Origin of the sequence: Oceanobacillus sp. HCA-5259 (genome assembly GCF_037892815.1) — a bacterium.
In the GTDB taxonomy this organism is placed as follows: Bacteria; Bacillota; Bacilli; order Bacillales; family Amphibacillaceae; genus Oceanobacillus; species Oceanobacillus indicireducens.
On sequence record NZ_JBBKBV010000097.1, the window covers coordinates 1 to 906 of the forward strand.

A 906-nucleotide genomic window follows, 5' to 3' on the forward strand; every position below is an offset into this window, starting at 1 on the left:
TTGCCTGACCCTCTGTCCTACGATTGTTTATCGTGGGCGATATTGATATAATATGCTTAGAATCTACATTATTAATCTCATCATTATATCCTCGGAGGAAGTGAAGAATTTGGCGAACTTATTATTGGTCAAGGAGGAAACTTCCCATTACCCCCAACAGAAGTTTAGAAAGGTGGAAAATCCCCATGATAAGCTTTTTAAAGAAACATTTAGTCATATTAAAGTGACGAGAAGTTTCTTACACCATTATTTACCACCTGGCGTTATGAAGTTTCTTAATACGGACACATTGAAACTTGAGAAGGACAGCTTCATCAGTAAAGAACTAGAAGAAAGTTACTCTGATTTACTTTTCAGCACAGATATTGACGGGAAAGAAGGTTATGTATATTTCCTGTTCGAACACAAAAGTTATGCTGACAGAACCGTTACCTTTCAAATATTGAAGTACATGGCGGAATTTTGGGACGCAAAGATGAGGAAAGAGAATTTAAAAACTGTGCCACCCGTTATTCCTTTAGTTATGTATCACGGAAACACAAGTTGGAATACTTCCGATATGCTTCGTAAGGCAATTGCAAATTATGATGACTTGCCGCGGGAAATACGTCAATTTATTCCCAACTACAAATTTTTGCTTTTTGATTTCACTAATTTTCCAGATGAAGAAATCAAGGGTGAAGCTCGTATCCGGATTTTAATTACGATGTTCCGCGATATTCGTAAGGCGGAATCGGTTCAAGAATTGCTTAGGATCCTTGAAAGAAGTATTTCTTATTTGCAGGAGTTGGATGATAAACAGACGGGTATGGAATACTTTGAGACGATGCTGTACTATATTTTCAGCGCGGCGACGAATGTCACACGAGGAAATACGGATGAAATTACGGAAAAAATTAAGAACAG

General features: G+C 37.5%; 1 protein-coding gene. It reads left to right on the plus strand.

What is annotated here, in order from left to right; genetic code table 11:
* Positions 1 to 124 precede the first annotated feature (124 nt).
* The coding region (locus WKU33_RS18980; protein WP_340456138.1) for an Rpn family recombination-promoting nuclease/putative transposase at positions 125 to 906 on the plus strand (782 nt) is incomplete at its 3' end.